The organism is Corallococcus sp. AB049A, assembly GCF_003668885.1.
Lineage (GTDB): Bacteria > Myxococcota > Myxococcia > Myxococcales > Myxococcaceae > Corallococcus > Corallococcus interemptor.
This window is the reverse complement of record NZ_RAWL01000541.1, coordinates 1-5,026: the sequence shown is the minus strand read 5'-3', so window position 1 is coordinate 5,026 and position 5,026 is coordinate 1. Positions and strand designations below refer to the sequence as shown.

The window sequence follows — 5,026 nt, the reverse complement described above, 5'->3', positions numbered from 1 at the left end:
GCGTCCCTCAGGGTGGGCGCCCACGACGCGAGCCGGTCCACGGACAGGGCCGCCATGTCCACGCCGCCGTTCTCCGCGCCCACGGACAGGGCCTGCTTCAGCTCCTCCTCGCGCGCGAAGAGCACCGCGCGGGCGTCCAGTGCGTACGCCGTCTTGAGCAGCCCCTGCGCGGCGCCCGGGGGCGTGGCGGGGTTGTCCAGGGTGGTGGCGCCACCGGTGGCCACGAGCAGCGCGGAGGCGGAGCCACGCGGGGTGAAACCGATGAGCACGGGACGCAGTGGCACGGAGGCCACGTCCGCCACCGGGGCCGCGACGCCCGCCGGGAAGTCTCCCGGGGACAGCCGCACCGCCTCACGGGTGGAGGGGAAGAAGCGCGCCTGCAGGCGGTCGAGGTAACCCGCCCGCGAGGCGAAGACGTACCCCGCGCCCAGCAGACAGAGCGCGAGGAAGAGAAAGAGGCCGGGTCCGCGGTGAAGCTTCATCCGTGTGCGCCGGCCCCTTTCATGGGCAGAAGACCTACTTGATCTCCACCTTCTTGCCGATGGTCTTTTCCGGACCCGCGCCCACGTCCGACACCGGCGCGGGGCTGTCCAGCAGGCCCATCTCCATCTTGAACTGCTTCACGAGCTCGTCGCCCTGGATCTTCTCCGCCTCTTCCTCGATGGCCGCGGCCGTGTGGTCCACCGACTCCAGCGCCATCTGCATGCGCGCCTCGTTGATGGCCGTCTTCTCCTGGACCTTGCGGAGCATCTCGTCGTGCGTGGAGTCCACGCCCGCGACGGTGAAGGACTCCATCGTGTCGGCGACCTTCGCCTGCCACTTGGCGCGCCGCGCGTCCCGGATGGCGTTCATCGCCTCCTGGGTCTTCTTGTCCTTCTCGCGCATGAACGCCTTCTTGACGTTCAGGGCCTTCTCATAGGCCTGCTTCGCGATGTCCAGCTGCGCCTGGTTGCGCGCGAGGGCTTCCTTCTCCCCCTGGAGCTTGGTCGCGTAGGTGCCGGCCAGGTCGTCCCGGCCCGCCTGGATGGCGGCCTTCACCTTGGCGGTCAGCTCCCGCACGTCCTGCTGGTACTTCATGTTCTCCTTCTCGAGCAGCGTCACATTCGCCCGGACCATGGCGATGGACTCGTTCATCTTGGGGACCTGATCGTTCAGGTCACGGATGTTCTGCTCGAGGATGAGCTCCGGATCCTCGATGGAGGAGACGAAGAAGCCCGCGAAGCTCCGCATCGCTCTCTTGAATCGCTGCCACATGTCGGCTCTCACCTCCGCCTGTGCGTAATGCCAGTCACCTTACACGAACTCCGCCGCTCACAAGCATCCGGCCGCAAGGCGCGTGTCACCGTGACTACGCCCGCCCGGGGCGGTTGATTGCCCCCTGGAAGGCCGCCGCCCGCCAGCCCGGCCGGGTCCAGGGGCACCGGTCGGCCCCCATCCGCCACTCCCCGCCCCTTTAGGGGCGTACCTGGTGTCGCGAAAGACGCTGTGGCCATGAACTTGCCGGGCGGGGAGGAAGCGGGGAAAACGAACAGGTCGCATGGACCCGACTCCTCCCGTCGCCTTTGAAAACGAGCTCGCGCGGGTGGTGGCCGCCCAGCGCCGCCGTGTTCTGGGCGCGGGGGCGGCGGTGCGGCTGGTGGGCACGGCCGTGTTCTTCGCCGTCAGCCTGGGGCTGTGGCTGACGGGCGCCCGGGACTGGGCCCACTACCCGCCGCTCCTGCTCTGCTACGGCGGCGTGGTGGCGCTCCTGTTCGCGCTGCGCTCCCGGCCCGTGACGAAGCAGCTGGGTGTCGTCCAGTCGCTGGTGGACGTGGGGCTGGTGTTCGGTCTGCAGCAGTTGGCCCTGCCCGTGTCGCCCTTCCCCGCGGGCGTGGCGGGCTTCAGCCTGGGGCTGTTCGCGCTGGTGGTGGCGCTGTCCGGCCTGGAGCTGATGCCCTGGCTCGTCTACGGCACGGCGGGCCTGGCCTCGCTGTCCCAGGCGGTCCTCATGCACCAGGCGGGCGTGGGGCCGGGCGCCATGGCCGTGGCGGCGGTGACGCTGGTGCTGGTGGCGGCGGTGAGCCACTACGGCACCGGGCGGCTGCGGCAGCTGGCCATGGACCTGTCGCACGCGGAGGTGGCCCGGCAGCTGGAGGCCCGCCGCACCCACGACGTGGAGGACGCCCACCGCACCATCGAGCGGATGCTGGCGGAGGCCCACGCGCGCAACGCCCAGCTGGAGGCGCTGCAGGCCCACCAGGAGCAGCTGATGCAGTTCCTGGTGCACGACCTGCGCTCGCCCCTGTCCGCCGTGACGCTGTCGCTGTCGTGGATGGAGCAGGAGCTGCCCATCGGCACGCCCATGGTGGAGTCCGTGCGCACGGGCCTGGCCGTCACCGCGCGCCTGGACCGGATGATCTCCGACCTGTTGGACGTGCCCCGGCTGGAGCAGGGCCGGCTGTCCCCGCGCAAGCAGGCCTTCCCGGTGGCGCCCCTCTTCGACGAGGTCCGCCGCTCCCTGGATGGCGCGGCCCGCCTGCGCAAAATCAAGCTGGAGCTGTCCTGTCCCCCCGGCTTCCAGCTGGTGGGTGACGCGGGGCTGCTCATCCGCGTGGTGGAGAACCTGGCCACCAATGCGCTCCGCTATGCCCCGTCCGGCGGCCGGGTGCGCCTGGAGGCCGGCGAGGCGGAGGGCTTCCAGTGGCTGGCCGTGCGCAACGACGGCATCGCCATCCCGCCAGAGGCGCGCGAGTCCCTCTTCGACAAGTACGTGCAGGGCAGCAGGGAGAAGGAGGGCCGCCGGGGCTACGGCCTGGGGCTGTACTTCTCCCGGCTGGCGGCGGAGGCCCACGGCGGACGGCTGGCGGTGGAGGACGCGGAGGGCTGGGCCACGTCCTTCGTGCTGCGCCTGCCCCGCGTACAGCCGACGTCGCAGCCGTCGTTGGATCCAATGGCGGATCCAATGGCGGATCCGCCGGCCGCCCGGCGCCGCTAGGAGGCCTTCAGCTTCGCGCGGGCGAAGAGCTTCGTCGCCTGCGTGCGGGCGTTGGCCAGCACCGCGTTCGCGTCCAGCGTCGTCAGCTCGCCCTCGCGCAGCACCAGCTTGCCGTCGATGAGCACGTGCGACACGTCCGTGGAGCGCGCCGAGTACACCAGCGGTCCCGTCACGTCGTCCGGCAGCGGGCAGAAGTGGAAGCCGCGCATGTCCACCACCGTGAGGTCCGCGCGCTTGCCGGCCTCCACGGAGCCCACCTCGTCCTCCAGGCCCAGCGCGCGAGCGCCGTGCAGCGTGGCCATCTCCAGGACGTGCATGGGCGTCATCGCCACCGGGCCCACGCGCGGGTTGTGCAGCACGGACGCCAGCCGCATCTCGTGGAACAGGTCCAACGTGTTGTTGCACGGGGCGCCGTCCGCCCCCAGCGCCACGGGGATGCCGTCCTGCAGCAGCTCCGGGATGCGCGCGTAGCCCGACGCCAGCTTCAGGTTGGAGCCCGGGCAGTGGCACACCACCGTGCCGGAGTCACGCAGGAGCCGCTGCTCCTCGCCCTCCACCCACACGCAGTGGGCCAGCGTGACGTGGCGGCCGGTGAGCCCCAGCCCGTCGAAGAAGGCGATGTTGTCCTTGCCCGTCACCTGGCGGACCACGTCCGTCTCCGTGCGGTTCTCGCTGGCGTGCGAGTGGATGCGCACGCCCTTCTCCCGCGACAGCCGGCCCACCTCGCGCAGCAGCTCCGGCGTGCAGGACAGGGCGAAGCGCGGCGCGAACGCGTAGCGCAGGCGGTTGTCGTGGGTGCCGTGCCAGCGGTCCATCAGCGCCAGGCTCTCCGACAGGGAGTCCGCCGTCGTCTCGCGCAGGCCGGCGGGCACCTCCGCGCCGGAGTCCATCATCGCCTTGCCACCGACCAGCCGGTAGCCGCTGTCGCGCGCGGACTCGAAGACGGCGTCGTAGTGGTGCACGGTGCCCATGTCGAGCGCCGCCGTGGAGCCGGAGCGGATGAGCTCCGCGAAGGTCAGGTCCGCGCTGGCGCGCAGGGACGCCGGGTCGTGCGCGGCCTCCAGCGGCCAGATGCGCTCCTTCAGCCAGTCCAGCAGCTCCCGCTTGTCCGCGTGGCCGCGGAAGAGCGTCTGGCAGGCGTGCAGGTGGCCGTGGATGAGGCCGGGCATCACCACCTGCCCGGCGAGGTCCAGGACTCGGCGGGCGCCCTTCACCTTCAGGCCCCGGCCCACCTTGGCGATGCGCCCGTCCTGCACGAGCACGTCCGCGCGAGGCAGCACCTCGCGGTCGCGGTTCATGGTGACGACGGTGGCGCCAGTGAGAAGCAAGTCCACTTGAGGGGGGTCCTAGAGGAAGGAACGGGTGAAGGCGTGGGGCAGCAACTCGCTGAGCGGGTAGCGCGCCTCCTGCCCGTTGAGGGTGCGGCTTCGCACCGGAAGGTCAGGCCCGGCGAACTCCGCCATCACCTGGCGGCACATGCCGCACGGGGGACAGGGCTCCGGGGTGTCCACGACGATGGCCACGGCCACGGGCTTGCCTTTGCCCTGGGCCACGCCCGCGGCGAACGCGTTGCGCTCCGCGCAGACGGTGAGGCCGTAGGTGGCGTTCTCCACGTTGCAGCCGGCCACGATGGAGCCGTCCGCGTACAGCACGGCGGCCCCCACGGGGAACTTCGAGTACGGCACATGCGCGCGCTGGCGCACCCGGTGGGCTTCCTCGAACAGCTTCTCCCAGGGAATCTCCTCCGCCATGCCGCCCTCCTTCGCGGGTCGGAGGGCCCTGGAATGGGCCCCCGTCCCGCATGAAACCCGGAGCCTGACTCAGGCCCCGCCCTTGAGCTGATCGTCCAGGTGCCGGGCGATGGCCAGCTCCAGCTCCACCGGCAGGTCCACGAACTTCACCCGCACCACCAGGCCCGCCGCGCCGGGCTTGGGGGCCAGCACCTTGCCCTTCACCACCACTTCCTCGGGGGTCGAGGGCAGCGTGAAGCGCACCATCACGTCCTTCCCCTCTTCCAGGGCCTCGCCCACCCAGCCCACGCCACCCAGGGAC

The 5,026-nt window shown here is 71.2% G+C and carries 5 protein-coding genes and 1 pseudogene; 1 reads left to right on the top strand and 5 read right to left on the bottom strand.

Going from position 1 to position 5,026, the window contains the following annotated elements:
- Window positions 1–482: pseudogene (locus D7X55_RS35605) on the bottom strand (hypothetical protein); the annotation flags it as partial.
- Between the two features lie 34 nt (window positions 483–516).
- A complete protein-coding gene (locus tag D7X55_RS35600; RefSeq protein WP_120548959.1) occupies window positions 517–1,254 on the bottom strand; it encodes a PspA/IM30 family protein in 738 nt (245 codons plus the stop codon).
- A gap of 283 nt (window positions 1,255–1,537) precedes the next feature.
- On the opposite strand from D7X55_RS35600, the gene D7X55_RS35595 reads away from it, so the two are divergent.
- Complete coding sequence (locus D7X55_RS35595) at window positions 1,538–2,974, top strand: sensor histidine kinase KdpD (RefSeq protein ID WP_121725370.1); 1,437 nt, start codon at window positions 1,538–1,540, stop codon at window positions 2,972–2,974.
- Here D7X55_RS35595 and D7X55_RS35590 read toward each other — a convergent pair.
- The 3 genes from D7X55_RS35590 to D7X55_RS35580 form a co-directional block, all read right to left on the bottom strand.
- On the bottom strand, window positions 2,971–4,308 hold the full coding sequence (locus D7X55_RS35590; RefSeq protein WP_120548961.1) for a 5'-deoxyadenosine deaminase: 1,338 nt from the start codon (window positions 4,306–4,308) through the stop codon (window positions 2,971–2,973). The two genes, D7X55_RS35595 and D7X55_RS35590, sit on opposite strands and share 4 nt — an antisense overlap.
- A gap of 12 nt (window positions 4,309–4,320) precedes the next feature.
- Entirely contained in the window at window positions 4,321–4,725 is a 405-nt protein-coding gene (locus tag D7X55_RS35585; protein ID WP_120548962.1) for a cytidine deaminase, read from the bottom strand.
- Window positions 4,726–4,794: 69 nt separating this feature from the next.
- A partial coding sequence (locus D7X55_RS35580) for a PilZ domain-containing protein (protein ID WP_147470342.1) occupies window positions 4,795–5,026 on the bottom strand: 232 nt, incomplete at its 5' end.